This is a genomic window from Neisseria sp. P0009.S007, from assembly GCF_051962515.1.
Window position 1 is genome coordinate 1 of sequence record NZ_JBQCVF010000975.1, and the last position, 348, is coordinate 348.

Sequence of the window (348 nt, forward strand, 5' to 3'; positions counted from 1 at the left end):
AAATCCCCAAACACGACTGCAAATTGTGAAAATCATAAGCCTGCCGTACCGCATCGACATTTTCATAAGGAATCGCTATGTGGTTGCGCTTGGCGATTTCAAACATCAACTCCGGCTCGAACGTCCCTTCGATGTGGACGTGCAACTCTGCTTTGGGCAGGGCTTGGATAATTTGTTTGATATTCATATTTTCTCTAATTTTCGGTTTATATTTAATATTGAAGGCCGTCTGAAACTTTCAGACGGCCTTTGAACATTTACCTGTTAAAAACCATTTTCCATCATGATTTCGCCGGGGATGCGGTTGCGGTGCATAGCGTAGCCCAAATCCATCAGGGCTTGGAAAGT

The 348-nt window shown here is 44.0% G+C and carries 2 pseudogenes; both read right to left on the reverse strand.

Annotation, left to right across the window (positions count from 1 at the left end):
* Window positions 1-187, reverse strand: a pseudogene (locus tag ACTHS3_RS17385) (adenosine deaminase); the annotation flags it as partial.
* A gap of 77 nt (window positions 188-264) precedes the next feature.
* Window positions 265-348: pseudogene (locus ACTHS3_RS17390) on the reverse strand (ferredoxin--NADP reductase); the annotation flags it as partial.